This is a genomic window from Aeromicrobium sp. CF4.19 (assembly GCF_051262555.1).
Classification (GTDB): Bacteria; Actinomycetota; Actinomycetes; order Propionibacteriales; family Nocardioidaceae; genus Aeromicrobium.
This window is the reverse complement of sequence record NZ_JBIMEU010000001.1, coordinates 69,662-94,093: the sequence shown is the minus strand read 5'-3', so window position 1 is coordinate 94,093 and position 24,432 is coordinate 69,662. Positions and strand designations below refer to the sequence as shown.

At 70.6% G+C, this 24,432-nt stretch carries 27 protein-coding genes, 1 tRNA gene and 1 other RNA gene; 17 read left to right on the top strand and 12 right to left on the bottom strand.

What is annotated here, in order from left to right:
* The first annotated feature begins 4 nt into the window (after positions 1-4).
* Together ACHAAC_RS00480 and ACHAAC_RS00475 are read left to right on the top strand one after the other, a co-directional pair.
* Positions 5-394 (top strand): RidA family protein, encoded by a 390-nt coding sequence (locus ACHAAC_RS00480; RefSeq protein WP_435713893.1) that lies wholly within the window; start codon positions 5-7, stop codon positions 392-394.
* Positions 395-472: 78 nt separating this feature from the next.
* On the top strand, positions 473-907 hold the full coding sequence (locus tag ACHAAC_RS00475; RefSeq protein WP_435713892.1) for a hypothetical protein: 435 nt from the start codon (positions 473-475) through the stop codon (positions 905-907).
* Positions 908-910: 3 nt separating this feature from the next.
* Here the strand turns inward: ACHAAC_RS00475 and ACHAAC_RS00470 are convergent, their stop codons facing one another.
* Complete coding sequence (locus ACHAAC_RS00470; RefSeq protein ID WP_435713891.1) at positions 911-1,228, bottom strand: GNAT family N-acetyltransferase; 318 nt, start codon at positions 1,226-1,228, stop codon at positions 911-913.
* Positions 1,229-1,414: 186 nt separating this feature from the next.
* Between ACHAAC_RS00470 and ACHAAC_RS00465 the strand changes: the two genes are divergently transcribed.
* Positions 1,415-1,915, top strand: coding sequence for a DUF3145 domain-containing protein (locus tag ACHAAC_RS00465; protein ID WP_435713890.1), 501 nt, complete (start codon positions 1,415-1,417; stop codon positions 1,913-1,915).
* A 4-nt stretch (positions 1,916-1,919) separates the two neighbouring features.
* Here ACHAAC_RS00465 and ACHAAC_RS00460 read toward each other — a convergent pair whose 3' ends face one another.
* On the bottom strand, positions 1,920-2,726 hold the full coding sequence (locus ACHAAC_RS00460) for a phosphopantetheine-binding protein (RefSeq protein ID WP_435713889.1): 807 nt from the start codon (positions 2,724-2,726) through the stop codon (positions 1,920-1,922).
* Between the two features lie 78 nt (positions 2,727-2,804).
* Between ACHAAC_RS00460 and ACHAAC_RS00455 the strand changes: the two genes are divergently transcribed.
* Entirely contained in the window at positions 2,805-3,755 is a 951-nt protein-coding gene (locus tag ACHAAC_RS00455) for an alpha/beta fold hydrolase (RefSeq protein ID WP_435713888.1), read from the top strand.
* Here ACHAAC_RS00455 and ACHAAC_RS00450 read toward each other — a convergent pair.
* Positions 3,701-4,765, bottom strand: a complete 1,065-nt coding sequence (locus ACHAAC_RS00450; RefSeq protein ID WP_435713887.1) for a phosphatase PAP2 family protein — start codon at positions 4,763-4,765, stop codon at positions 3,701-3,703. The genes ACHAAC_RS00455 and ACHAAC_RS00450 overlap by 55 nt on opposite strands.
* A gap of 66 nt (positions 4,766-4,831) precedes the next feature.
* Complete coding sequence (gene aceE, locus ACHAAC_RS00445; RefSeq protein ID WP_435713886.1) at positions 4,832-7,594, bottom strand: pyruvate dehydrogenase (acetyl-transferring), homodimeric type; 2,763 nt, start codon at positions 7,592-7,594, stop codon at positions 4,832-4,834.
* A gap of 168 nt (positions 7,595-7,762) precedes the next feature.
* On the opposite strand from aceE, the gene ACHAAC_RS00440 reads away from it, so the two are divergent.
* The 6 genes from ACHAAC_RS00440 (at position 7,763) to ACHAAC_RS00415 (ending at position 12,027) form a co-directional block, all read left to right on the top strand.
* Positions 7,763-8,149 (top strand): DUF3052 domain-containing protein, encoded by a 387-nt coding sequence (locus ACHAAC_RS00440; protein WP_435713885.1) that lies wholly within the window; start codon positions 7,763-7,765, stop codon positions 8,147-8,149.
* Positions 8,150-8,176: 27 nt separating this feature from the next.
* Positions 8,177-8,635, top strand: coding sequence for a peroxiredoxin (locus ACHAAC_RS00435; RefSeq protein ID WP_435713884.1), 459 nt, complete (start codon positions 8,177-8,179; stop codon positions 8,633-8,635).
* A 4-nt stretch (positions 8,636-8,639) separates the two neighbouring features.
* Positions 8,640-8,939: a thiamine-binding protein gene (locus ACHAAC_RS00430; RefSeq protein ID WP_435713883.1), complete on the top strand. Its 300-nt coding sequence runs from the start codon at positions 8,640-8,642 to the stop codon at positions 8,937-8,939.
* 256 nt (positions 8,940-9,195) lie between these two features.
* Positions 9,196-9,681 carry a hypothetical protein gene (locus ACHAAC_RS00425; protein WP_435713882.1) on the top strand — a complete coding sequence of 162 codons (486 nt, stop codon included), beginning with the start codon at positions 9,196-9,198 and terminating at the stop codon, positions 9,679-9,681.
* 85 nt (positions 9,682-9,766) lie between these two features.
* Positions 9,767-9,840 (top strand) — tRNA-Val (locus tag ACHAAC_RS00420).
* A 51-nt stretch (positions 9,841-9,891) separates the two neighbouring features.
* Positions 9,892-12,027, top strand: coding sequence for a RecQ family ATP-dependent DNA helicase (locus ACHAAC_RS00415; RefSeq protein WP_435713881.1), 2,136 nt, complete (start codon positions 9,892-9,894; stop codon positions 12,025-12,027).
* Between the two features lie 9 nt (positions 12,028-12,036).
* Here the strand turns inward: ACHAAC_RS00415 and ACHAAC_RS00410 are convergent, their stop codons facing one another.
* The gene (locus ACHAAC_RS00410) at positions 12,037-12,636 is read right to left on the bottom strand and encodes a cysteine hydrolase family protein (RefSeq protein ID WP_435713880.1); all 600 of its coding nucleotides are present in this window, start codon (positions 12,634-12,636) and stop codon (positions 12,037-12,039) included.
* A 110-nt stretch (positions 12,637-12,746) separates the two neighbouring features.
* Here ACHAAC_RS00410 and ACHAAC_RS00405 point away from each other — a divergent pair, with 110 nt between their 5' ends.
* From ACHAAC_RS00405 to ACHAAC_RS00395, 3 genes are read left to right on the top strand one after another with little or no spacing between them, the layout of a single operon-like run.
* On the top strand, positions 12,747-13,889 hold the full coding sequence (locus ACHAAC_RS00405; RefSeq protein WP_435713879.1) for a Nif3-like dinuclear metal center hexameric protein: 1,143 nt from the start codon (positions 12,747-12,749) through the stop codon (positions 13,887-13,889).
* On the top strand, positions 13,847-14,629 hold the full coding sequence (locus ACHAAC_RS00400; RefSeq protein WP_435714761.1) for a zinc ribbon domain-containing protein: 783 nt from the start codon (positions 13,847-13,849) through the stop codon (positions 14,627-14,629). Before ACHAAC_RS00405 ends, ACHAAC_RS00400 begins: the two co-directional genes overlap by 43 nt.
* Positions 14,626-15,804, top strand: coding sequence for a bifunctional RNase H/acid phosphatase (locus ACHAAC_RS00395; RefSeq protein ID WP_435713878.1), 1,179 nt, complete (start codon positions 14,626-14,628; stop codon positions 15,802-15,804). Before ACHAAC_RS00400 ends, ACHAAC_RS00395 begins: the two co-directional genes overlap by 4 nt.
* Before the next feature lie 15 nt (positions 15,805-15,819).
* Here the strand turns inward: ACHAAC_RS00395 and ACHAAC_RS00390 are convergent, their stop codons facing one another.
* The 4 genes from ACHAAC_RS00390 to ACHAAC_RS00375 form a co-directional block, all read right to left on the bottom strand.
* On the bottom strand, positions 15,820-16,584 hold the full coding sequence (locus tag ACHAAC_RS00390; protein WP_435713877.1) for a YaaA family protein: 765 nt from the start codon (positions 16,582-16,584) through the stop codon (positions 15,820-15,822).
* A gap of 16 nt (positions 16,585-16,600) precedes the next feature.
* Positions 16,601-17,674, bottom strand: a complete 1,074-nt coding sequence (locus tag ACHAAC_RS00385; protein ID WP_435713876.1) for an SLC13 family permease — start codon at positions 17,672-17,674, stop codon at positions 16,601-16,603.
* Between the two features lie 43 nt (positions 17,675-17,717).
* The gene (locus tag ACHAAC_RS00380) at positions 17,718-18,299 is read right to left on the bottom strand and encodes a TMEM165/GDT1 family protein (RefSeq protein WP_435713875.1); all 582 of its coding nucleotides are present in this window, start codon (positions 18,297-18,299) and stop codon (positions 17,718-17,720) included.
* A 190-nt stretch (positions 18,300-18,489) separates the two neighbouring features.
* Positions 18,490-18,888: an ACT domain-containing protein gene (locus tag ACHAAC_RS00375; RefSeq protein WP_435713874.1), complete on the bottom strand. Its 399-nt coding sequence runs from the start codon at positions 18,886-18,888 to the stop codon at positions 18,490-18,492.
* 66 nt (positions 18,889-18,954) lie between these two features.
* On the opposite strand from ACHAAC_RS00375, the gene rnpB reads away from it, so the two are divergent.
* Together rnpB and ACHAAC_RS00365 are read left to right on the top strand one after the other, a co-directional pair.
* Positions 18,955-19,326: RNase P RNA component class A (gene rnpB / locus ACHAAC_RS00370), an RNA gene on the top strand.
* Between the two features lie 125 nt (positions 19,327-19,451).
* Positions 19,452-20,660, top strand: a complete 1,209-nt coding sequence (locus ACHAAC_RS00365; protein WP_435713873.1) for a DUF222 domain-containing protein — start codon at positions 19,452-19,454, stop codon at positions 20,658-20,660.
* 9 nt (positions 20,661-20,669) lie between these two features.
* Here ACHAAC_RS00365 and ACHAAC_RS00360 read toward each other — a convergent pair whose 3' ends face one another.
* The 3 genes from ACHAAC_RS00360 to map are packed head-to-tail and all read right to left on the bottom strand — an operon-like array spanning position 20,670 to position 23,928.
* A complete protein-coding gene (locus tag ACHAAC_RS00360) occupies positions 20,670-21,698 on the bottom strand; it encodes a CNNM domain-containing protein (protein WP_435713872.1) in 1,029 nt (342 codons plus the stop codon).
* Positions 21,695-23,074 carry a hemolysin family protein gene (locus ACHAAC_RS00355; RefSeq protein WP_435713871.1) on the bottom strand — a complete coding sequence of 460 codons (1,380 nt, stop codon included), beginning with the start codon at positions 23,072-23,074 and terminating at the stop codon, positions 21,695-21,697. The genes ACHAAC_RS00360 and ACHAAC_RS00355 overlap by 4 nt, the downstream gene beginning before the upstream one ends.
* Positions 23,068-23,928 carry a type I methionyl aminopeptidase gene (gene map / locus ACHAAC_RS00350; RefSeq protein WP_435713870.1) on the bottom strand — a complete coding sequence of 287 codons (861 nt, stop codon included), beginning with the start codon at positions 23,926-23,928 and terminating at the stop codon, positions 23,068-23,070. The genes ACHAAC_RS00355 and map overlap by 7 nt, the downstream gene beginning before the upstream one ends.
* 51 nt (positions 23,929-23,979) lie before the next feature.
* Between map and ACHAAC_RS00345 the strand changes: the two genes are divergently transcribed.
* Positions 23,980-24,177 carry a hypothetical protein gene (locus tag ACHAAC_RS00345; RefSeq protein WP_435713869.1) on the top strand — a complete coding sequence of 66 codons (198 nt, stop codon included), beginning with the start codon at positions 23,980-23,982 and terminating at the stop codon, positions 24,175-24,177.
* The gene (locus ACHAAC_RS00340) at positions 24,174-24,431 is read left to right on the top strand and encodes a hypothetical protein (protein ID WP_435713868.1); all 258 of its coding nucleotides are present in this window, start codon (positions 24,174-24,176) and stop codon (positions 24,429-24,431) included. Before ACHAAC_RS00345 ends, ACHAAC_RS00340 begins: the two co-directional genes overlap by 4 nt.
* Position 24,432: the final 1 nt, after the last annotated feature.

Below are 24,432 nucleotides of genomic sequence, written 5' to 3'. Positions count from 1 at the left end.
CAGCATGACCCGAGAAGCGACGACGAGCACTGCCCTGCCACCCCCTGCCGGCCCCTACAGCCATCTGGTGGAGGCGAACGGCATGGTCTTCTCCGCCGGCTTCGGACCGCAGGATCCGACCACCGGACGGGTGCCGGACGGGGTGGCGGCACAGACCGAGCAGGTGATCTCCAACGTCGAGACCGCTCTGGGCCTCGTGGGGCTCGGTCTGGCGGACGTCGTGAAGACGACGGTGCACCTGCAGCACCTCGACCGCGACGGCGCTGCGTACAACGACGTCTACGCTCGTCGATTCCCCCAGCCCTACCCGGTCCGGACGACGGTCGGGAGCACTCTCGCGAACATCCTGGTGGAGATCGACGTCGTCGCCGCCCGCCCCACCGCTGGGGACTGAGCGAGTCGTCGTCGCATCCTTCGAGCCAACGGGAGCGCACGCAGCGTCGGAACGGCCCGATGGGCGAGGATGGACCCCATGACCGCTGCCGTGATCGTCGACCTCGACGGGACGCTCGTCGACGTCGGTGAGATCCTGCACCACGTCGAGGGCGAGGAGCGCGACTTCCACGCCTTCCATGCAGCCTCGGCGGACGCACCGCCCCACGGCGCGGTCGTTTCGGCCGTGCGCGCGGCCCACGAGGCCGGGCTGGCGGTGCTGGTGGTGACGTCGCGCGAGTTCATCTGGCGCGATCTCTCGCTGGACTGGCTCGTCACGCACGACGTGCCGCACGACGAGCTGGTGATGCGGGTCGTGGGCGACTACCGGCCGGACCACGTCGTCAAGGCCGAGATGCTCGATCAGCTCGAGTCCGACGGCTACACGGTCGAGCGGGCCTGGGAGGACAGCCGGGACGTCACCGAGCTGTGGAGTGCCCGGGGCATCGCCGTGACGCACCCCCGCGACCTCTGAGCCTCACGGCTCGCGGGGGAGCCCGAAGGTCTCTCGCTCCGATGCGGGCACGAGGGCCAGGAGCTCGGGGTGGTCACGGATCACCTTGGGCACGAACGGGCAGTACGGCAGCACCGTCCCGCCACGCTCGCCGATGGTCCGCATCGTCTCCACGATGAGCTCGGAGCCGACGCCCTTGCCCTCGAACTTCGGCAGGATGCGGGTGTGCGGGAGGGCGTACTCGCCCTCGTGCTCGCGGTAGTCCACGTAGCCGGCCAGCTCGTCATCGACCGTGATCTCGAACCGGAGCTCAGCGGGATTGTCCGTGACCTGGGTACCCATGGACCCATGGTCACACGCCGGTGGTCCGGGGGCACCGGGACCCGGTGTGGGTGCAACGGCTGGTACTGATGCGACGGATGGGGCTATCATGAGCACAGCACGACGTGTCGATGGACACCGGTACACCGCAGATGGATGCTGTCGAGAACGCTGGGGAAGGCGGATTCTCGAAGCCAGGAGGTACCGATGAGCATCCCCACCCGTGGAGTCCTGTATGTCCACTCCGCGCCCTCCGCGCTGTGTCCGCACATCGAGTGGGCGGCCACCGGCGTGCTCGGGGGCACCGTCGACGTCGACTGGGTCGCGCAGCCGGCTGAGCCCGGCGTCTACCGGACCGAGCTCTCCTGGCAGGCTCCCGTCGGCTCGGCCGCGGCACTCGCCTCCGCCCTGCGCGGCTGGGAGCGCCTGCGCTTCGAGGTCACGGAGGAGCCGACGACGTCCTCGGAGGGAGCACGCTACTCCTACACGCCGAGCCTCGGCGTCTTCCACGCGATGACCGGCCTGCACGGTGACGTCGTGATCCCCGAGGACCGCATCAAGGCCTTCCGGGTCAAGGCCGCATTGGGTGAGGTCTCGATGGACGATGCGCTGGACGGTCTCCTGGGCGTCGCCTGGGACGCCGAGCTGGAGCCGTTCCGGCACGCGGGCGACGGCGCACCCGTCCGCTGGCTGCACCAGGTGATCTGACAGACTACCCGATCGTGACGCTCTGGTCCTCGGTGGTGGTGTCGCTCGCGCGGTGCACCATGCGGAAGTCGCGCTCGCCGGTGCGTGAGGTGTAGACCTGCGTCTGGTAGCGGCCGTCCTCCAGGGTCGTGGCCGTCACCGGGAAGTCCTCCCAGTCGCCGCCCTCCTCCCGCACCTGCACCTGCAGGACCTCGCCGGCATCGAGCTCGGGGAACCTGCCGTTGAGCCCGAAGCGTTCTCCGGGTGCCGGCTCGGTGTTCTCGATGGTGAAGGTGGGCTCCTCCGGCTCGTCGTCCGGGCTGGGGGTGGGTGTCGGCTCGGCGTCGGCGTCGTCCTCGGTGGGCGTCGGCGACGGCTCGGGCGCGGGAGCGCTGATCGGCGGCAGCTCGACCCCGCCGATGCCGGTGGCCGCGATGATGGCGGCGCCGCCCAGGCCCAGGACGCCACCGACGACGGCACCGATGACGATGAACACGACGGCGATCTTGGACATGGCGCTCGTCCGGCCGGCCCTGGAGCGGTCGTCCTCCGGTGGGGCCGGGGAGTGCAGGGTGGTGGCCACCCGACGCGAGACGTCGTGGTCGACGACGGCCCGCACGGCATCGCCCACGGTGACGAGCGCGTTGACGGTCTCGTCGGTGAGGTAGCGGTCGTGCCGGCGACCCAGCTCGTCGGCCAGCTCGACGACCGCGAGGGAGTCGACGCCGAGGTCGGCCAGGCGCGCATCGTCCACCACGTCGGCGGGGTCGCAGTCCACGACGGCGACGAGGATGTCGGTCAGGTCGGACCTGACATCGGCTGGGGTGGGCACGGGCACAGTCTAGCGAGACTTGCCCGACAGTCATGGCCAGACGGCCTGCTGATCGGCCGGACGTCCTACGCTGAAGGGGTGATCAGCGGAGACGACCTGCAGTACGTCGTGGTGCACGGCTATCGGCGGGCCTACCGCCGGGCGGGCAGCGGACCCGTCCTGCTGCTGCTGCACGGCCTCGGGTGCGACTCCTCGACCTGGGACCGCGTGGTCGCCCCGCTCAGCGAGCACTTCACGGTGATCGCCCCGGACCTGCTCGGCCATGGCGACTCGGACAAGCCGGACGCGGACTACTCCCTCGGGGGCTACGCCAACGGCATGCGAGACCTCCTGGCGGTGCTCGGCATCGACAGCGTGACGGTCGTGGGCCACAGTCTCGGCGGCGGCGTGGCGATGCAGTTCGCCTACCAGTTCCCGGACCGCACCGAACGCATCGTCCTGGTCTCGACGGGTGGTCTGGGCCGCGAGGTCGCCCCGCTCGTCCGCCTGCTCACGCTCCCTGGCAGCGGCGCCGCACTGTCGTTCGCCACGCGTGGGCCCTGGCGGGGCGCCGTTGCGGGCGGTCTGCGCGCACTCTCGCGCAGCGGTCTCACGGCGACGCGCGACCTTGGCGAGGTCGCGCGGATCTATGAGTCCTTCGCCGACCCGGCGACGCGTCGTGCCGTGCAGCGGGTCACGAGCCACGTCCTGGACTGGCGTGGCCAGTTCATCACGATGACCGACCGCACCTACCTCGCCACGATCGTGCCCGTCCTGGTCGTGTGGGGAGCCGACGACCAGGTCATCCCCGCCATCCACGCGCAGGTGGCCCGCGACCAGGCATGGTCCGACGTGCACGTGCTGCCCGGGGCCGGCCACTTCCCGCACCGCGACCGGCCCGCCGAGGTCGTCGCACTGGTCCGGGACTTCATGGCCGCCCACGAGCCGGCGCAGTTCCGGCGCGGCACGTGGCGGGCGATGCTGCGCAGCGGGGCTCAGGCCGAGCTGGCCCCGGCGTCCGACGGGTCTGCGGTCACCGTCGCCGGCTGATCGTCGTCCTTGAGGTTGCGCCGTCGTCTTCGGCCGCGGTTGCCCGTCGCCCATGCACCGATCGACACGGCCATCCAGCCGATGACGATGCCACCGATGACGTCGGCGATGTAGTGCCAGCCGAAGTAGACCGTGGCCAGGATCGTGAGCAGGAAGAACACCCAGGCCGCGATCCGCACCACGAGCCGCTGCCCCGTGCGGCCCACGAACAGGGCAGCGGTGAACGTCACCGACGTGTGCAGGGAGGCGAACCCGGCGACGCCGTGGATGCGCTCGCTGACCCAGGGATCGGCCAGGACGTCGACGCGAGCGCGGAACAGTGACTGCTGCAGCGCGGTCACGTTGGTGGTGCTCAGGTCGGTGAACAGCTGCGGCTGCCAGAACGCCGGACCGACCGTGGGCAGGATGTAGTACGAGATCGTGCCGAGCACCCAGTTGAGCCCGAGCGCCGTGGAGTACCAGGCGCCGATGGACAGGTCGCGGCTGAGGACCAGGAAGGCGCCGAGGGTCACCGGGATGAGGGGCAGGTAGGCGATGTAGGCGAAGGAGAGGATCTGTGCCGTGACGTCGGTGCCCATGAGCTCGTGCATGACCAGGGCCGGGTTGCTGCCGAACATCATCCAGTGGTCGAACTCCACCAGCAGGTTGTCCTCGAGCACGCCGTCGCGGTACACGGGCAGGTAGCTCTTGAGGTTGCGGTAGCTGACGTAGCACGCGTAGAAGGTGATCAGCCCGGTGGCGATGTAGCCGACGCGCTTGAGCGACCACTCCTCACGGACGGCGACCGCGATGCCTTGGGGGAGCTTCCTGATGCCGGCACGCTTGATCGCCGACGGGATGATCCCGGCAGCGAAGAACATCAGCGCGAGCAGCGGCAGCCGGACGTACGCCGGACCGAGGAAGCCTTCCGGGTCCTTCAGGGGCAGTCCCAGGTACACGGAGGAGGCCACCGCGGTCGCGGTGATCGCCAGGGCCACCGCCACGGCGAACGTGTAGGGCCAACGACGCATGGCGAACATCCTAGAGGGGGCCGCCTTGGAGTTCGCTGAGACGACCCGCGTTCCCCGACCTCGGGCTCAGGCGTCGCCGCCTTCCTGCTTGACGCCGAGAGTGGCCGTCGGGTCGTCGATCCGGAGCTTCGTGAACGCCTCCTGCGCGACCGAGACGTCGAGGAGCCCGCGCTCGGCCAGGCTCTGCAGCACAGAGACCACGATGGACTCGGCATCCACCTGGAACGTGCGCCGGGCGGCGGCACGCGTGTCGGCGAAGCCGAAGCCGTCGGTGCCCAGCGACTGCCAGTGGCCGGGGACCCAGCGGGCCACCTGGTCCGGGACGGCCCGCATGTAGTCGCTCACAGCGACCGTGACGGCGGAGTCGTCGTCGAGACGCTGCGTGATCCACGGTGTGCGTCGCTCGTCCTCGGGATGGTTGAGGTTCCAGCGCTCGGTCTCGACGGCCTCGCGAGCAAGCTCGTTCCAGGACGTCACCGACCACACGTCCACGGCGACGTCGTACTCCTGCGCCAGGATCTCCTGCGCCCGCAGCGCCCACGGCATCGCGACGCCCGACGCGAGCACGCGCGAGCGGTGCTGTCCGGCGCTCGCCGGTCGATGGACGTAGGCGCCTTTGAGCAGGCCCTCGACGTCGAGGTCCTCCGGCTCGGCCGGCTGGGTGAGCGGCTCGTTGTAGACGGTCAGGTAGTAGATGACGTCCTCGCCGCCCGGGTGCTCGTCGGTGGAGCCGTACATGCGCTCCAGCCCGGCCTTGACGATGTGGGCGATCTCATAGCCCCACGCCGGGTCGTAGTGCACCACGGCGGGGTTGGTCTGGGCGATGAGTGGTGAGTGCCCGTCGGCGTGCTGCAGGCCCTCGCCGGTGAGCGTCGTGCGCCCGGCCGTGGCACCGATGAGGAAGCCTCGAGCCAGCTGGTCGGCCATCGCCCAGATGGAGTCGGCGGTCCGCTGGAAGCCGAACATCGAGTAGAACATGTACATCGGGATCATCGGCTCGCCGTGGGTGGCGTAGGCGCTTCCCGCGGCCGTGGCCGAGCCGACGGCGCCGGCCTCGCTGATGCCCTCGTGCAGGAGCTGGCCCTGCTTGGACTCCTTGTAGGCCAGCAGCAGCTTGCGATCGACGGCCTCGTAGGTCTGGCCGTGCGGGTTGTAGACCTTGGCGGACGGGAACATCGAGTCCATGCCGAAGGTGCGGTACTCATCGGGCGCGATGGGCACGATGCGCTGGCCGATCTCCGGGTCCTTCATGAGGTCGCGGAGCAGCCGGACGAAGGCCATCGTCGTGGCGATCTGCTGCTTGCCCGAGCCCTGCTTCAGCGCCTTGTACGTATCGTCACCGGGCAGCTTGAGCGGCATCGGGTCGACGGTGCGCTGCGGGATCGATCCACCCAGCGCGTCGCGCCGGGCCTTCATGTACTGGATCTCCTCGCTGTCCGGGCCGGGGTGGTAGAAGGGCGCGAGCTCGTCGCCGTCGATCTGCTCGTCGGAGACCGGGATGTTGAGGCGGTCGCGGAAGCCCTTGAGGTCGTCCTTGGTGAGCTTCTTCATCTGGTGGGTGGCGTTGCGGCCCTGGAAGGACTCCAGCAGCCAGCCCTTGATGGTGTGCGCGAGGATCACCGTCGGCTGGCCGGTGTGCTTGCGGGCCGCCTCGAAGGCCGCGTAGACCTTGCGGTAGTCGTGGCCACCGCGCGGCAGCCGCTCGATCTCCTCGTCGGAGAGGTGCTCCACCATCTTGGTGAGGCGCGGGTCGGCCCCGAAGAAGACATCGCGGTTGTAGCCGCCGGACTCCACCGAGAGCGTCTGGAACTCTCCGTCGGGCGTCTTGTTCATCTGGTTGACGAGCACGCCGTCGGTGTCGCGGGCGAGCAGGTCGTCCCACTCCCGGCCCCACACGACCTTGATGACGTTCCACCCGGCGCCGCGGAAGTAGGACTCCAGCTCCTGGATGACCTTGCCGTTGCCGCGGACCGGGCCGTCGAGCTGCTGCAGGTTGCAGTTGATGACGAAGGTGAGGTTGTCCAGCTCCTCCCGGGCCGCGACGCCGATGGCGCCGAGCGACTCCGGCTCCCCCATCTCGCCGTCACCGAGGAAGGTCCAGACGTGCTGCTGGCTGGTGTCCTTGATGCCGCGGTGGTGCAGGTAGCGGTTGAACCGCGCCTGGTAGATCGAGTTGATCGCCGCCAGGCCCATCGAGACGGTGGGGAACTCCCAGTAGTCGGGCATGTGCCGCGGGTGCGGGTAGGAGGACAGGCCCTTGCCGGCGCCGTGCGAGTGCTCCTGACGGAAGCGGTCCAGCTGCTCCTCGGTGAGGCGGCCCTCCAGGAAGGAGCGGGCGTAGATGCCGGGAGCGGCATGGCCCTGGAAGTACAGGTGGTCGCCGCCGCCGGGGTGGCTCTTCCCGCGGAAGAAGTGGTTGAAGCCGACCTCGTAGAGGCTGGCCGCAGACTGGTAGGTGGCGATGTGGCCGCCCACGCCGAGGCCGGGCCGGTTGGCCCGCGAGACCATCACGGCCGCGTTCCAGCGGATGTAGGAACGGATGCGACGCTCGATCGCCTCGTTGCCGGGGAACCACGGCTCGCGCTCGGGGGGGATGGAGTTGATGAAGTCGGTGCTGCGCAGACCCGGCACCCCGACGCTCTGCTCACGGGCCCGCTCCAGCAGGCGGAGCATGACGTAGCGGGCGCGGTCGCGACCACGCTCGTCGACCATCGCGTCGAGGGAATCGACCCATTCGGAGGTCTCGTCCGGGTCGATGTCGGGCAGCTGGGTCGGCAGTCCCTCGTGGATGACGGGCGGACGCTCGGGGGTGTGCGATCCGGAAGGCATGGTGGCGGCTCCTGAGATGTCTTGTGGACCCCTCCATCCTTCCACGGGTCATTCGCTACTGTGAGACCGGCAAGACGGCCATGAAGGCTACGAACGAGTAGGGAATCGACTACCTCCGGGTAGGTTGCTCCCGCCTCACCGTGGCACCACGCATACGAAGGAGTCGAGTTGGACGCCGCCAGGTTGGGCTTCGAGCCCGACACCGTCATCCAGGAGCTGGGCTGGGACGAAGATGTCGACGACGAGCTGAGGTCCGCGATCGAGGCGGTCGTCGGCAGCGATCTCGTCGACGGTGACTCCGATGAGGTGGTCGACGGTGTCGTGATGTGGTGGCGTGAGGGCGACGGCGACCTCGTCGACGCGCTCTTCGACTCGCTGCAGGACCTCGCCGAAGGTGGTTCGGTCTGGTTGCTCACGCCCAAGGTGGGTCGTGAGGGGTACGTCAACAACGCCGACATCGCCGAGGCCGCACCGGTGGCAGGGCTCTCCACCACCACCACGTCCTCGGCGTCTGCCGAGTGGTCGGCCACCAAGCTGTCCACCCACAAGCGCTGACGCGGGGCAGGGTCCTAGGCTCGGGCCATGACGATCGAGATCGGCACCCCGGCCCCAGACTTCACCCTCAAGAACCAGCACGGCGAGGACATCACGCTGTCCGAGCTGCGCGGACGCCCCGTCGCGCTGGTGTTCTTCCCGTTCGCCTTCAGCGGCATCTGCACCGGTGAGCTGTGCGAGATCCGCGACAACATCGGGGCGTTCGCCGACGGCGACGTCGAGGTGGTGGCAGTCTCCTGCGACCACTTCTTCTCCAACCGCGCCTTCGCCGACGCCGAGGGCCTGACCTTCTCGGTGCTGAGCGACTTCTGGCCGCACGGCGAGGTCTCACGGGCGTACGGGATCTTCAACGAGGGTGCCGGCGCTCCGGAGCGGGGCACGTACCTCATCGACGCCGCAGGAGTCGTGCAGTGGAAGGTCGAGCACCCGATCGGCGAGGCGCGCGACTTCGACGCCTACCGCCGTGCGCTCGGCGAGCTGGTCTGAGCCGATGATCGTCGCGTTCAGCATCAGCCCGGGCACGGCCGACGAGACCGGGGGAGTGGCCGACGCCGTCGCGGAGGCGGTGCGGGTCGTCCGCGCCTCGGGCCTTCCGTGCGAGACCAATGCGATGTTCACCAACATCGAGGGCGAGTGGGACGAGGTGATGGCCGTCGTGAAGCAGGCCGTCGACGTCGTCGCGGCATCCTCCCCACGGGTGGGGCTGGTGCTCAAGGCCGACATCCGTCCGGGGCACACCGGGCAGCTGAGCGCCAAGGTGGAGCGGATCGAGGAGCGGCTCGGCGACTGAGTCCTGGCCGCCGATTCCCCCCAATCGATCGGCGAATCCCCCCATTGTGGGCAAACCCCTGCGAGGGCTGTCCCGGTGCGCTTTGATGATCGTGCTGCGGCCGCCGGGGACCCGAGACCTTGGCGGCCGTGGCCCTTCGCCCGCCGGTGGGCCCAGCAGCAGGTGACCACCTGCTGAGATGGTGGCGCGCGCATCAGCCGGACGGGCAGTCGCTGTCGATAGTCTCTCGATCCCTTGGCGTACGAGAGAGAGATCCATGATGCGAACATCGCTCACGTCCATCCTGGCCGCCGCCGTGCTGGTGGCCCCCGTGCTCGTGGTCGTCGGCTCGGCCGCGCCGGCCTCGGCTCAGGGGTGTGGCTCCGCACCCGGCGTCGGCAAGCGGGTGAATGCCCACGGCGTGACGGAGTACTACGAGGACCGGGGGTGCGGAGACCTGCAGAACGGCGTCCGTCCGGTCCAGCCGCCACGCCCGGCGACCCCTCCGCCCACCTCCGGCCACGGCTGCAGCTCCTACCCCGGAGGCGCTGAGCTGTGCGGTGTCGGGATCCCCGCTGGACACACGACGATGTCGCACGCGACCTGGACGCGTCTGTACGGCAGCCCGCAGCCCACGCCCACGGTGCGGGTCGGAGCCCCCGTGACGATCGGTGGGGGTGGCAGTGCAGGTGGTGGCGGTGGCACCGTGACCGTCGGGGCCGTCGAGAACATCAAGGCCAAGAAGAACACCTCGGCCGAGTGAGGCCACGGGACCCGACCACCTCGGTGGTCGGCTCCAGGGCTTGCGGACCCGGTGCCCACCGGGTCGGGATAGGATCGTCCGGCCCGGGCGAATAGCTCAGTTGGCCAGAGCATCCGGTTTACACCCGGACGGTCGGGGGTTCGAGTCCCTCTTCGCCCACCTGTGGACGTCCGGCGGTCGATGTCGGGGTGCACTGTCACGATGGTCCTCATGACGACTCCTGCGACCTCCGTCGAGACCGAGACGCGCGCGCTGGACGCCCTGCGCCGGCTCACCGGACGTGAGGACGCCGTCTTCCACGACGGGCAGCTGGAGGCCATCGGCGCCCTGGTCGATGATCGTCGCCGGGCCCTGGTCGTGCAGCGCACGGGGTGGGGGAAGTCGGCCGTCTACTTCATCGCCACGGCGCTGCTGCGCGAGCGTGGGGCCGGCCCCACGCTCCTGGTGTCCCCGCTCATCGCCCTGATGCGCGACCAGGTGGCCGCGGCCGAGCGAGCAGGGGTCCGCGCGGTCTCCATCAGCTCGGCCAACGCGCACGAGTGGGACGACGTGCGGGCCCGCCTGGACGCCGACGACGTCGACGTCCTGCTGGTCTCGCCCGAGCGCCTGACCAACCCGCGCTTCCGCGACGAGCAGCTGCCGGCGCTGCGTGAGCGCCTCGGCCTGCTGGTCGTGGACGAGGCGCACTGCATCTCCGACTGGGGCCACGACTTCCGTCCCGACTACCGCCGCCTCGCCGACCTGATCGAGTCCATGCCCGAGGGCGTGCCGGTGCTGGCCACCACCGCGACGGCCAACGAGCGGGTCGTCACCGACGTGGCCGAGCAGCTGGGCGGCGGCGGGGCTGACGTCCTGACCCTGCGCGGGTCGCTGGCGCGGTCGTCGCTGCGGCTGGGCTGCCTGACGCTGCGCACGTCCCGCGACCGCCTGGCCTGGCTGGTGAGCCACCTGGCCGACCTGCCCGGCAGCGGCATCATCTACGCGCTGACGGTCTCCGCAGCGGAGGACACCGCCCGGCTGCTGGCCGACGCCGGCCACGCCGTGCGTGCCTACACCGGGCGGACGGACCCCGAGGAGCGAGCCACGCTCGAGCAGGCCCTGAAGAACGACGAGCTGAAGGCACTCGTGGCCACCAGTGCCCTCGGGATGGGCTTCGACAAGCCGAACCTCGGCTTCGTCGTGCACCTCGGAGCGCCCTCCTCGCCGGTGGCCTACTACCAGCAGGTGGGTCGCGCCGGCCGCGCCACCGACAACGCCGACGTCCTGCTGCTGCCGGGGCACGAGGACGCCGACATCTGGCACTACTTCGCCACCGCCTCGATGCCGAGCCCGGACAAGGCCGCGGCGGTGCTCTCCGTGCTCGGCGAGGAGCCCATGTCGGCTCCGGCGCTGGAGGCGCGGGTCGACATCCGGCGCACCCCGTTGGAGCTGCTGCTCAAGGTGCTCGACGTCGACGGCTCGGTGCGCCGGGTCCGTGGTGGCTGGGTGTCCACGGGCGTGCCGTGGGAGTACGACGCCGAGCGCTATGAGCGCATCGCGCAGGCGCGCCGCGACGAGCAGCAGGCGATGCTCACCTACGAACGTGGCGAGACCTGCCGGATGGAGCTGTTGCAGCGCGAGCTCGACGACCCCACGGCGGAACCGTGCGGACGGTGTGACGTCTGTGCGAGCCCCTGGTACCCGGCCGCGCCGACCCAGGAAGCGCGGGACGCGGCAGCCGGCACGCTCGACCGCGTCGGGGTGGCCGTCGAGCCGCGGGGCATGTGGCCCACGGGAGCCCAGCGGCTGGGGGTGGAGGCCAAGGGGAAGATCGCGCCGACCGAGCGGGCCGAGGAGGGCCGGGTCCTGGCCCGGCTCACCGACCTCGGCTGGGGCGGCAGGATGCGCGAGCTCTTCGCTTCCAGCGGGGACGACACAGGCGCCCAGGACACCGAGGTCGACGACGAGCTGCTCGGCGCCTGCGTGCGTGTCCTGCGCGACTGGCGATGGGCCGAGCGACCCACCGGCATCGTGGTCGTCCCCTCGGTGCGACGACCGCGGCTGGTCGAGTCCCTGGCCCAGGGCATCGCCGGGCTGGGACGCCTGCCGATCCTGGGCGCGCTGGACCTGCACCCCGACGCCCCGAGAGAGACCGCGGGAGGCAACAGCGCCTACCGCCTTGCGGCCGTCTGGGGCCGCTTCGGCGTGGGGGCCGACCTGGCGGCCGCCCTGGCCGAGCACCCCGGCCCCGTCCTGCTCGTCGACGATCTCGTCGACTCACGCTGGACCATCACGGTGGCGGCGGGGGAGCTGCGCCGCCACGGCTCTGGGCCGGTCCTTCCGTTCGCGCTCGGGTCGGTCGGCTAGCCGGCGGTCTCAGTCCGCGACGTCGTCCGAGCGTCCGACGACGACGCCGAACATGTCCTGGATCGCGGCGAGGCTGGCCACCTGCAGGGCGGCGGCGGCGACGTCCTGCCCGTCGGGGCCCGGTAGTGACCGGGTCGCCGTCGCACCGGCGACCACCGACGGTCGGTACCCGTGGCTGAAGGCGCCCCGAGCGGTGGAGTTGACGCACATATGGGTCATGAAGCCAGCGAGCAGGAGGTCCTCGGCACCGGAGGCCTTCAGGTGCTCGTCCAGCTCCGTCCCGACGAAGGCGTTGGGGAAGGCCTTGACGATGACGGCCTCACCGGGTCGGGGTGCCACCCGATCGACGATCGCGCCGATCTCCTCCCGGACGTCGTAGGGGGAGCCCGGGCCCGCATCGTGCTGCACGTGGATCACGGGTGTGCCGAGGGTGCGGGCACGATCCAGCAGGACGGCCGCCTCGTCGATCGCGGCCTCCACTCCGTCCAGCTCCATCACCCCGGTGGTGTAGGTGTTCTGCAGGTCGATCATGATCAGCGTCGAGGCCGACATCGGGGCGGGGGACTGAGCCATCCCGGTGAGCTCGCGAAGGGTGGGGCTGGCGGACATCTGGTGCTCCTCACGTGGTCCGGGACACGACTGCCCGGAGTGCTGAGAGTCTGGGACGGCGCGGGTTGCAGATGCGTTGCGCACAGGGTCTGGGCGCATAGGGTCTGGGCATGACCCGCCTGCGCGACGTCGTCGTCGTCCTCGATGAGCTCTACGACCCCCTGTGGGCTGACGACTGGGATGCCGTGGGCACGGTCGTCGGTGATCCCGACGCGGAGGTGCGCAGGATCCTGCTGGCGGTCGACCCCGTCGCAGCCGTGGTGGACGAGGCCGTCGAGTGGGGGGCGGACCTCGTGCTCACGCACCATCCGCTCTACCTCAAGGGCGTGACGTCCGTGGCGGCCACGACGCCGAAGGGCCGGGTGGTGCACCGGTTGATCGAGCACGGCATCGCGCTGCACACGTGCCACACCAATGCCGACAGCCCCCCGCTCGGGGTCTCGGAGTCGATGGCGCTGGCGCTCGGGCTGATCGACGTGCGGCCGCTCGATGCCGACCTCGAGGCCCTCGACGCCTGGGTGGTCCACGTCCCCCGGGACGACGCAGCGGCGGTGGCCGCTGCGATGCATGACGCCGGTGCCGGCGCGATCGGTGCCTATGACCGAGCCTTCTTCGTCGCCGAGGGCACGGGCTCGTTCCGACCTCTGGACGGGGCCAGCCCGGCCATCGGGGCGGTCGGGGTGGTGGAGTCGGTCGACGAGAGCCGGGTCGAGCTCGTCGCCCCTCGACGCCTGCGGGAGCGGGTGCGCGAGGCCATGTGCTCCGCCCACCCCTACGAGGAGGTCTCCCACCAGGTGCTGGAGACCGCGGCGGGCCCGGCCGATCGCGGCAGCGGCCGCCTCGGCACCCTGCCCGAGCCGATGTCGCTCGCCGCGTTCGCCGACCACGTCGCCACCAGCCTTCCGCAGCACCACAGCGCCACGCGGGTTGCGGGGGACCCGGACACACTGGTGCGCACCGTCGCGCTGTGCGGCGGATCGGGGGACTTCCTGCTCGGGGCTGCTGACGCTGCCGGGGCCGACGTCTACGTGACCTCCGACCTTCGGCACCACCCGGTGAGTGAGCATCGCGAAGCGGCGGGTGCCTGCGCCGTCGTGGACGTCCCCCACTGGGCGGCGGAGTGGACCTGGCTGCCGGTCGCGGCGCGTGAGCTGGCGGCCCGCCTGGGCGATACGGTGGACGTCCGGGTCTCGACGATCGTGACCGATCCCTGGACGATGGTCCGGACCACCAGCGCAAGGAGCTCGCCCTGAACGCCGACCACGCCGCCCAGCAGTCCCTGCTCGACCTGCAGGCTCAGGACTCCACCCTGGCCCAGCTCGCGCACCGCCGCCGCTCGCTCCCCGAGCACGCGCGGATCGCCGAGCTGCAGGAGCAGGTCGACGAGGTCGACGGGCGTCGCATCGAGGCGGACACGGCCGTCGCTGACCTGACCCGTGCCCAGACGAAGGCCGACGCCGAGGTCGAGCAGGTCAAGACCCGCCGCACCCGCGACGAGGAGCGCCTCGGGTCGGGAGCGGTGAAGAACCCCAAGGACCTGGAGAGCCTGCAGCACGAGCTCGTCGCCCTGGAGCGGCGCATCGCCACCCTGGAGGACGAGGAGCTGGAGGTCATGGAGCAGCTCGAGGAGGCCCAGACCGGACTGCGGGCCATCACCTCCGACCTCGACGCCCTGCGTACCGACCTCGGCCAGGTCGAGGCTGCCCGCGACGCTGCCATCAGCGAGATCGACGAGCGGGTGGCCGCGGCCGAGCAGGACCGCGAGCTCGTCGTCGCCAAGGTGCCCGATGACCTCCTGGCCCTCTACGACAAGGTCCGTGAGCAGCACGGCGGCCTCGGTGCGGCCGCGCTGCGGGCCCGGCGCTGCGAGGGGTGCCGTCTGGAGCTGAACGGTGCCGACCTGCGCGAGATCGCCGCCCGCGGGGAGGACGAGGTGCTGCGCTGTCCCGAGTGCAGCCGCATCCTGGTCCGGACCGTCGAGTCAGGTCTGTGACCAGGCGAGTCGTCGTCGAGGCTGACGGCGGGTCGCGCGGCAACCCCGGCCCGGCCGCCTTCGGTGCGCTGGTGCGTGACGTCGAGACAGGAGCCGTGCTCGCCACGTGCGGCGAGACCATCGGCACGGCGTCGAACAACGTCGCGGAGTACCAAGGCTTGATCGCCGGGCTCGAGCTGGTCGCCGAGCACGCTCCCGGGGCCGACGTCGAGGTGCGGATGGACTCCAAGCTGGTCGTCGAGCAGATGGCCGGACGCTGGAGGATCAAGCACGACGACATGGTGCGTCTCGCCGCCCGGGCCCGGGAGCTGTCCGAGAACGTCGTGCAGTGGACGTGGGTGCCCCGGGCGGAGAACGCCGCCGCGGACGCCCTCGCCAACGAGGCCCTGGACGAGCAGGCCAGGACCGGTCGCCAGGCCGTCGTCGGCACGGCGGCCCCGGCAGCCCCGCACCCGGCGCCGGAGGCCGACGACCTGCTGGCCGAGGCCCCGGCATCGGCGGAGCAGGGCACCAACGCTGGGCCTGACAGGGAGGGGCTGGGCTGGCGTGGCCGGATGCACGGCGATCCGACGACGCTCGTGCTGCTGCGTCACGGCGTCACCGACCACACCGTCCGCAAGCTCTTCTGTGGCTCGGGTGGGTCCGACCCGGGGCTCAACCCCGAGGGTGAGGCCCAGGCGGTGCGCGCCGCGGCGTGGATCGACCGCACCCTGGACGTCGACGCGATCATCGCCTCTCCGCTGCGTCGCACCCGGGAGACCGCCGGCTTCGTCGCCCGGGAGCTCGGCCTGGAGGTCGACGTCGAGCCCGGTGTCGCCGAGACGGCCTTCGGTGCGTGGGACGGCCACTCCTTCGCCGAGATCATGGCCGGCTGGCCCGACGAGCTCGAGGCCTGGCTCGGGTCCACGGCCGTGGCCCCGCCCGGTGGCGAGACGTTCGACGCCGTGTACGAGCGTGCCGTGCAGGCGCGAGGCCGCATCCTGCACGACCATCCGGGGCGCACCGTCGTGGTGGTCAGTCACGTGACGCCGATCAAGATGCTGGTCCGCGAGGCGCTCGGTGCTCCGATGAGCGTCATCCATGCGATGGAGCTCGCTCCGGCGAGCATCACGACGATCGCGTGGTGGCCCGACGCCACGCCGTCGCTGAAGAACTTCTCCGTCGTTCCCGAGTAGGGCCGCCGGGGCGCCTCAGACCTCGGTGACGACGACGTCGAGTCGTCCGGCGTCGCGCTCGACCGTCCAGCCGAGGTCGCGCAGCGCGGCGGACAGCTCGTCGACGTCGCGCGGGTCGCCACCGTCCTCCAACAGGGCCTGCACGATGCGGCCCTTGGTGGCCTTGTTGAAGTGGCTCACGACCGAGCGCCTGCCGCCCTTCTCGTGCAGCACGCGCAGCGTCGCAGTGCGTTCGGCCAGGGCGCCGCGGGGCTTGTGCAGGTTGACGTACGTGCCCGAGCGCAGGTCCACGAGCAGGCCGTCCCCGACACGCTCGGACAGCTCGGGGCCGAGAGCCGGGCGCCAGAGTCCGGCGACCGTGCCGAGACGTGGCAGCGTGACGGCGCCCGACAGCCGGTAGGCGGGGACGAGGTCGCCCGGCCGCAGGAGGCCGAACAGGCCCGAGGTGATGGCGACGGTCTCGTCGGCCCGTTGCCGGGCGTCTGCGGAGCGTCCCGCCGGGTCCCAGGCGGCGTAGAGCACACCGGTGTAGACGGCGTCGGCGCGGGCGCACGGCTGCTCGACCAGGGTGGCGTTGCGCTCGACGGCATCGGCCTGGGTGGGGCCCAGCCCGAGCCGGTCCATTGCACGATCGCGGTTGCCTTGGCACACGCGCACGAGCGAGGCGAGGATGCGCTGTCGGACCGGCGTCAGGCCGGGGGATCCGAGGGTGTCGAGGTCGAGCGTCGGACCGTTCGTGGGAGTGGTCTTGCCCTCCGAGGGCGGGAGCAGGATCAGCACCCGGGGAGCCTATCGATCAGGCCAGCAGGCTCGTCCACGCCCACAGCGTGCTGGCGCACGCCACCACGACCAGTGGCGTCGTGACCAGCGAGATCCGGTGAAACTCCCGCCACGTGGTCAGCGTCGACCCCGTCGTGCGCCACCACAGGACGTTGCCCAGCGAGCCGATCGCGGTGAGGTTGGAGCCGACGTTGAGCCCGACGAGCATGGCCAGGACGATGACCGGTCCGCCGGCTGCTGCGCCCGGCAGGAGCAGGAGCGTGGCGGGGATGTTGTTGACGAGTCCGGCGAGGACCATCGCGAGCAGTGCGGTGCCGACCACGGCGAACCATCCCGAGCCGCTCGGCACGAGGTCGGGCACCCAGGAGCCGACGGCGGTGTCGCGGGCCGCGATCACGGTGGTGCCCCACACCATGATGACGATGGCGAGGGGCAGCTGGGCGGCCTCGATCACGTCGTCGACCTCCAGCAGTCGGCGGCGCATCGCGGTGGCGGTGAGGATGAGGGCGCCGGCGGTGGCAGGGATCCAGGGCTCCAGGCCGCTCGCGATGCCCAGCAGCACCACGATGAGCACCGCGGTGCAGTGCAGCGGGACGGCGGGGGCATCGGCTGCCGCGACGGCTGGGTCGTCGTGCAGCTCGTCGCGGAACCACCACCGCACGACGGCCCACTCCAGGGCCAGGCCCACGACCCAGACGGGCAGGACCAGCCAGGCGAAGCGCCCGAACGTCAGGCCCGTCGCACCGAAGGCCAGCAGGTTGGTGATGTTGGAGACCGGCAGGAGCATCGTCCCGGTGTTGGAGGACCGTACGGCGGCGTAGGCCGTGGCACGTCGAGCCGACACGGCGGTGGCCGCCACGAGGATCGGGGCCATCAGGACGACGGCGGAGTCGACGGTGAGCGCGACAGCCACGACGGCGCACGCGGCGGTGGCCAGGGCCAACCGGCGCGAGGCGGAGTCCGGGAACGAGCGGGTGACCACCCCCGCCCACGCCTCGAAGAGACCGTGCGCGGCGCAGGCTCGCGCGAGGACGAGGATCGCCACGAGGAAGCCGACGACGCGGAGCAGGAGGAGGACGTCGCCGAGCACGGTCCGACGCTACTCCCTGTGCCCTCGAGGGCCTGCCGGAGCGTCAGAGCAACCGGATGCCCTCGACCATGAGCAGCACGCCGAAGACGAAGAACGCGGCGGCAGCGGCGTACTTGATGACGTTCTCCGGCAGGCGCTTGCCGAGCAGGGCGCCGGCCACGATCGCGAGGGCGTCGGCGGCCACCATGCCGATCGTGCTGCCGACCCAGACGCCGAACCAGTCCTCCTGCGTGGCCAGGGTGATGGTGGCGAGCATCGTCTTGTCGCCGAGCTCGGCCAGGAAGAAGGCAAGGCCCACCGCGAGCAGGGCGGCCCCGGTGCTGCGCTCGGCCTTGGACGCCTCGTCCTCGCTCAGCTCGTCCCCGCGCAGGGTCCACAGGCCGAAGCCGAGGAACGCGAGACCGGCGCCGAGGGAGATCCAGCCCTGGTAGTCGCTGAACGCCTCGCCGATCCAGAATCCGATGCCCACGGACGCGAGATGGACGACCGCCGTGGCGACCGTGATGCCGATGAGGACGTCGCGGGCCCGGTAGCGGGTGGCGAAGGCCATCGCCATGAGCTGGCTCTTGTCGCCCAGCTCGGCGACGAAGATGACGGCGGTGCTGAGCACCAGCGCGTACAACATGAAAAGGCTCCTGGTCCGTCCGGACGAGGAGCGAGTGCGTACGACGAGCCTCGACCGGACATGTCACATGACGTGTCGGTCGAAAGTCTCGTCCGCCAGAAGCCTGGCCTGCTGCACCGGATCTCAGACTCCGTGAGCCCAGGATCAGTATGTCGACACAGCCGTTGGGGACTACTCCCTTTCGTGATCCTCAGCCTAGACCATCGAGCACCTGCATGGCTGCGTGACGTCGGTCCCACGGCACGACGAGGTGGTCGTGGTGGAATCCGGCGACCACGTTGCAGGGCACGTCGGCCTCGGCGAGGGCAGAGCTGAGTCGCGCGGTGATGCCCACGGCTTCGAGGGCGGTCTGCTGGCGCAGCGTGATCCAGGCCCCGACGAACTCATAGACCAGCCCGTCGTCGTCGGCCTCCTCCTGGCCGATCACGACGGTCATGCCCTCGTCCTCGCGGACCGTCGCGAGCGCCCGGCTCGCGTCGTAGCCGGGATTGACGATGGCGTAGACGACCGGCTGCTCGAGCAGCCGGACGCCGGCCACCTCCGCGGAGCGGGCGTCGCTGCCCACCGGCTCGTCCGTCTCGGCATGCATGGGGTGAGCGTAGTGGGAGGGCAGGTTGCACGGAGGTACGTGCGACCCGCATCATGTGGGAGCGAATGAGTCGGCCGGGCGGCCGCGGCGGGCAACCGTCGAGGAAAGTCCGGACTCCACAGAGCACGGTGGTGGCCAACAGCCACCCACGGCGACGTGCGGGACAGTGCCACAGAGAACAGACCGCCAACGGCCCGCGCTCCTCGGAGCGTGGGTGCGGGCAAGGGTGAAACGGTGAGGTAAGAGCTCACCAGCACCGTCGGTGACGGCGGTGGCTCGGCAAACCCCACCGGGAGCAAGACCAGAATGTCGACGGGCTGCTCGTCCGACGTCGGCAGGTAGGTCGCACCGAGGCGCCCAGCAATGGGCGCCCCAGATGGATGGTCGCCCCCGCCCGAGAGGGTGGGACAGAATCCGGCTTACAGGCCGACTCATTCGCGCCGGCGCCTGTCCTCCACTGGGCCGTCGGCCTTGGTCGACCTGCGCGCACGTCGCTGACGCAGCCCAGCCCCGGGCCCGCAGTGGGTGACAGTTCTGTCGGTGGTCGAGCGTATGTTTGATTTATGGAGATCGCGGGAGTCACCGAGGTCGGTCAGCTGACCGCGCTGGTGCGCTCTCGCGCGCAGGCCGAGGCCGGTGAGTGGGAGGCGATGGTGGCCTACCGTGACGCCGAGCTGGCCCGGATCGATGCGATCGCGTCGCCGTTGCGGCGGCTGGCTGAGCGGGCCGGAGTCGTCCTGGACATTGCCCAGGCATCGGGTCTGTCCGAGGCGCAAGTGCACACCCGGCTCGCGGTCGCCGACCGGGTCCGCGAGCGGGCACCGCACGCGTGGCTGGCCTTCCAGGCTGGTCGCATCGATGCCGCCCGGGTCCGGGAGATCTCCTCCACGCTGGATCGCCTGGAGCGTGAGGAGTCCTGGCTGCGGCTGGACGGATCGGTCATCGCCTACGCCACCGGCCACACCGTCGCCGAGCTCCGGATCTGGCTCAAGCGATTCGTCCTGCGGGTCGAGGAGGACCTGCAGCGCGAGCGCGCCGAGAAGGCCCGCGAGGACCGCCACGTCGAGGTCGTGCACGTCGAGGACTCGATGGCCTGGCTCAACGCCTACCTCCCCTCCCACGTCGCCGCGGCCATCCAGAAGCGCCTCGTCCGCGAGGCCAAGGCGTTGGGTGCCGCCGACCCACGCACCAAGCCTCAGAGGATGGCCGACCTCCTCGCCTCCTGGACCACCACCTCAGAGTCGACCGAGACCACATTGGTCGCCGACGTCGCCGTGACCATCGAGGCCGATGTCCTCACCGGACTCAAGAACGGATTCGCCGCCTCCGCCGACGGCTCCTGGGCCGTCCCCGCCTCCTGGATCCTCGACGAGGCACTCACCGGAACTGCGTTCTGGCACAAGATCTTGATCGACCCCATTAGCGACGACATTCTCGCTCACCAGTACGTCGGTCGCTTCGCACCAGAGCTCCTGGCCAAGGCCATTCAGTTCAGGGACGGCATCTGCCGGGCCCCCGGCTGTCGCATTCCGGCCGAACGATGCGATCTGGATCATCGAGAACCCTGGCCCAGCGGGGCCACCACTGCAGAGAACGTCTGGGCACTGTGCAGACGACACCACACGCTCAAGGGACACCGAGTGCTCCAGTGGGTCCTGCCCTCCGGACACACCGCCCCCGCCGGTGCCGCCGAGCACCGGATCAGACCCACCGAGGCCTCACCCGCCGAGCACCGGCTCGCTCGAACGCTCGTCACGCGTCCGCGGCGGTGAGCTCGGCGCTCAGGCCTCCTCCTGCTCGGCCCGGTCGGACTCGCGCAGGAGCCGGTGCACGAGGTCGGCCATGGTCAGCACACCCAGCAGCTCACCGTCGTCAAGGACGACCGCGAACTGGGTGCTGGTGGAGCGCATCCGGTGCAGTGCGTCGGGCACGAGCGTGTCGGCGTCGAGTCGGAGGGGCTCGCGCCACAGCTCGCTGATCGCCCGACCGGGCGGCTCGAGCAGCGTGTCGCGCACGTGGACGACCTGCGCGATCCCGGCGTCCTCGGGCTGCACGAGGATCCGGAGGTGACCGGACTGCAGGGCGGCTTCCTTGACGTCCTCGACCGTGGCGTCGGAGGGTACCGACGTGAGCGGCCGATCGGTCCGCACCAGAGCCCTGACGTCCAGGCTCTCCAGCTCCAGGGCCTGCAGGATCTGCGGGCTGTACTCGGGGTCGAGCGCACCGGCACTCGTCGAGTACTCCACCAGCTGGCGGATCGTCTCGGCGTCCTGGCCACCCACGGCGGCCTGGTCCACCGGCTCGACACCGGTGCGGGCCACCAGGCGGTTGGCGATCGCGTTGACCCAGAGCAGCAGCGGTCGCACCACCCAGGTGAATCCACGTGCCGGGATGCCGATGATGGCGGCGGCCCGCTCGGGATGGGCGATCGCCCAGGACTTGGGGACCATCTCTCCCACGACGAGGTGCAGGAAGGTGACCAGCAGCAGCGAGAGCGCGAAGGCGAGCGCACCGGCGGACCACCCGGGCATGCCGAGATCGACGAGCACCGGTGAGAGTGCGTAGTCGATGGCCGGCTTGGTGACAGCACCCAGGGCGAGGGTGCAGGCGGTGATGCCGAGCTGGGCACCGGCCAGCATGATGGTGAGCTCGTTCATCCCGCGCAGTGCCGCGCGAGCGGAGGCGCTGGTCGCCGCGACCGCCTCGAGACGGTGACGCCGTGCGCCGAGCAGCGCGAACTCGATGACGACGAAGAAGGCACTGAGGACGATGAGACCGATCGTCGCGGCGGTGACCACCCAGGGGTTCATCGGTCTCCCTCCGAGTCCTCGTCGATCGACTGCTCGCGCAGACTCACCCGGATGAGGTGTGGCACGTAGTGCTCCACCTCCAGGACTTCCAGGTCGAGGCTTCGACGTACCTGGTCGTCCTCGATGACCTCACGGGGATCCTCGGGAAGGTCCACACGCACGACATCGCCCACGTCCGGCAGGTCACCGACGGCGTCGATGACCAGGCCGGAGACGGTCTCGACGTCGCTCGTGGGCAGTCGGCGGCCCACGGCTCGCTCGACCTCGTCGAGGTGGGCATCACCGGAGATGAGCCAGACGCCGTCCGCCTCGGGCACGACGATGTCGGCTTCGTACGTGTCGTGCTCATCGGTGATCTCGCCGACGAGCTCCTCGGCGAGGTCCTCGAGGGTGAGCACGCCGGTGAACCCGCCGTACTCGTCGACGACGCAGGCGAGCTGGGCTCGGTTCTGCGAGAACTCCGTCTGCGCGTCGGGCAGGGACATCAGCGTCGGGATCACCAGGGCCTCCATGGCCAGCGGGCCGACGGTCGCGTCGTCGTCGATGCTCGCGTCCAGCAGCTGCAGCATCCCGATCACTCCGACCACGCGGTCCTCGTCGTCGAGCACGGGATAGCGCGTGTGCTCCTCGGCCATCCGACGTCGCACGTCCCCGGCGGTGGCGTCGGACCGGACGGTCCCGACCCTCGAGCGCGGGATCATGGCGTGCTCGACGTCGTGGTCGGGCAGGTCGAGAATCCGGTCGATCAGCAGGGAGAGGCCGGGCGCCAGGTCGCCGGTGGAGCGGGAGTCCGCCACGATCCGCCCCAGCTCCGGAGCCGTTGCGCTGGAGTCGAGGTCGTGCACGGGCTCGATGCGGATCAGGCGCAGCAGGGCGTTGGCCGCGTGGTCGAACACCGTGATGAGCCACCCGAAGGCGGCCAGGTAGATCTGCGTCGAGCGAGCCAGCCGCCGGGCCAGTGGATCGGGGCTGGCAATCGCCAGGTTCTTGGGGAAGAGCTCGCCGAAGATCATCTGCGTCACGGTCGACAGCACCAGGGCGATGACGGTGCCGACACTGATGCCGACCGCCGTGGGAACGCCCACGCCACCGAGCAGCGTGCCGAGGGACTCACCGACGAGGGGCTCGGCGACGTAGCCCACGAGCAGTCCGGTGACGGTGATGCCGAGCTGGGCACCGGAGAGCATGAACGAGGTGCGTCCGGTGACCGCCAGCGCCCGCTCGGCGGCCGCGTCCCCGTCGGCGGCCGCGGCACGCAGGCGGGAGCGGTCCACGCTCATGTACGCGAACTCCTGCGCCACGAAGTAGCCGTTCGCGGCGATGATCGCGAGGATCACCACGATGCCCAGCAGCAGGAGCAGGACGGCGGTCAGCACGGTGCGTCCGAGCGGGTGAGGATCTCTGCCCCGTCGTCGGTGACCAGCAGCGTGTGCTCGAACTGGGCGGTGCGCGACGCGTCGGCGGTGATGGCCGTCCAGCCGTCGTCCCACAGGTCCCACTCCACCGAGCCGAGCGTCAACATCGGCTCGATCGTGAACGTCATGCCTGGCTCGATGACGGTGTCCGCATCTGGGTCGTCGTAGTGCGGCACCACGAGGCCGTCGTGGAAGGCCGGTCCGACGCCGTGCCCGGTGAACTCGCGCACCACGCCGTAGCCGAAGCGAGCGGCGTAGGACTCGATGACCCGCCCGATGACGTTGATCCGACGCCCCGGCTTGACCGCGCGGATCGCCCGCATCGTGGCCTCCCGGGTGCGTTCGACCAGCAGGCGCGACTCCTCGTCGACGTCGCCCACCAGGTAGGTCTTGTTCGTGTCGCCGTGCACGCCCCCGATGTACGCCGTGATGTCGATGTTGACGAGGTCACCGTCCGAGAGCGGGCGGTCGTCGGGGATGCCGTGGCAGATGACCTCGTTGACGCTGGAGCACAGCGACTTGGGGTAGCCGCGGTAGCCGAGCGTGGACGGGTAGGCGTCGTGGGCGACGAGGTACTCATGACCCACGCGATCCAGCTCGTCCGTCGTGACGCCGGGGGCGATCGCCGCCTCCACGGCATCGAGCGCACCTGCCGCGATCCGGCCGGCGACACGCATGCTGGCGATGACGTCGGCGTCGCGCACGAGTGGGCCCCGGTACGGCAGGGGAGCGGACTGCCCGACGTACTCGGGTCGGTCGATGCTCGAGGGGACGGCGCGCTCCGCGGAGACGCGCCCAGGGCTCAGGACACTCACCCGCCGATGCTATCGAGCGACGCCACACCGCCGGTGAGGCAGGATGAACCCATGGCTGACACCGCGTACTACTTCTGCCTCAAGCACAAGACGGTCGAGGGCCCCGAGGGCTGTCGGGCGAAGGATCGGCTCGGCCCCTACGCCACCAGCGACGAGGCGTCCCGGGCGCTGGAGACGGTGCAGGAGCGCAACGAGGCCTGGGACGAGGACCCCGACTGGAACGACCCCCGCACCGACGACCGGACGTGAAGCCGGAACGTTCCGGCCCCTGGGTCGGTGTCGTCGGCCTGGTGGTGATGCTGTGGCTGGTCATCTCCACCGTCCTGTACGCGCCGTGGTGGGGCGTGCTGCTGCACCTCGTCGTGCTCGCCTGCTTCGTCCCGGTGCTGAGGCGTTGGATCAGAGCCCGGCCCGCCCTGGCTCCGGCGGTCCCGCTGATGGCGCTGGTGGCGTGGTGCGCCGTCAACGCCGTCGGCGTCCTCGCACTCGGCTGGAGCCTGTGAG

What these genes read in the sequence shown, in the direction of transcription:
- ACHAAC_RS00480 (WP_435713893.1), top strand. Translation starts at nt 5, where the DNA reads ATGACCCGAGAAGCGACGACGAGCACTGCCCTGCCACCCCCTGCCGGC.
- ACHAAC_RS00475 (WP_435713892.1), top strand. Translation starts at nt 473, where the DNA reads ATGACCGCTGCCGTGATCGTCGACCTCGACGGGACGCTCGTCGACGTC.
- ACHAAC_RS00470 (WP_435713891.1), bottom strand. Translation starts at nt 1,228, where the DNA reads ATGGGTACCCAGGTCACGGACAATCCCGCTGAGCTCCGGTTCGAGATC.
- ACHAAC_RS00465 (WP_435713890.1), top strand. Translation starts at nt 1,415, where the DNA reads ATGAGCATCCCCACCCGTGGAGTCCTGTATGTCCACTCCGCGCCCTCC.
- ACHAAC_RS00450 (WP_435713887.1), bottom strand. Translation starts at nt 4,765, where the DNA reads ATGCGTCGTTGGCCCTACACGTTCGCCGTGGCGGTGGCCCTGGCGATC.
- aceE (WP_435713886.1), bottom strand. Translation starts at nt 7,594, where the DNA reads ATGCCTTCCGGATCGCACACCCCCGAGCGTCCGCCCGTCATCCACGAG.
- ACHAAC_RS00435 (WP_435713884.1), top strand. Translation starts at nt 8,177, where the DNA reads ATGACGATCGAGATCGGCACCCCGGCCCCAGACTTCACCCTCAAGAAC.
- ACHAAC_RS00430 (WP_435713883.1), top strand. Translation starts at nt 8,640, where the DNA reads ATGATCGTCGCGTTCAGCATCAGCCCGGGCACGGCCGACGAGACCGGG.
- ACHAAC_RS00425 (WP_435713882.1), top strand. Translation starts at nt 9,196, where the DNA reads ATGATGCGAACATCGCTCACGTCCATCCTGGCCGCCGCCGTGCTGGTG.
- ACHAAC_RS00415 (WP_435713881.1), top strand. Translation starts at nt 9,892, where the DNA reads ATGACGACTCCTGCGACCTCCGTCGAGACCGAGACGCGCGCGCTGGAC.
- ACHAAC_RS00410 (WP_435713880.1), bottom strand. Translation starts at nt 12,636, where the DNA reads ATGTCCGCCAGCCCCACCCTTCGCGAGCTCACCGGGATGGCTCAGTCC.
- ACHAAC_RS00405 (WP_435713879.1), top strand. Translation starts at nt 12,747, where the DNA reads ATGACCCGCCTGCGCGACGTCGTCGTCGTCCTCGATGAGCTCTACGAC.
- ACHAAC_RS00380 (WP_435713875.1), bottom strand. Translation starts at nt 18,299, where the DNA reads ATGTTGTACGCGCTGGTGCTCAGCACCGCCGTCATCTTCGTCGCCGAG.
- ACHAAC_RS00375 (WP_435713874.1), bottom strand. Translation starts at nt 18,888, where the DNA reads ATGCATGCCGAGACGGACGAGCCGGTGGGCAGCGACGCCCGCTCCGCG.
- ACHAAC_RS00365 (WP_435713873.1), top strand. Translation starts at nt 19,452, where the DNA reads ATGGAGATCGCGGGAGTCACCGAGGTCGGTCAGCTGACCGCGCTGGTG.
- ACHAAC_RS00360 (WP_435713872.1), bottom strand. Translation starts at nt 21,698, where the DNA reads ATGAACCCCTGGGTGGTCACCGCCGCGACGATCGGTCTCATCGTCCTC.
- ACHAAC_RS00345 (WP_435713869.1), top strand. Translation starts at nt 23,980, where the DNA reads ATGGCTGACACCGCGTACTACTTCTGCCTCAAGCACAAGACGGTCGAG.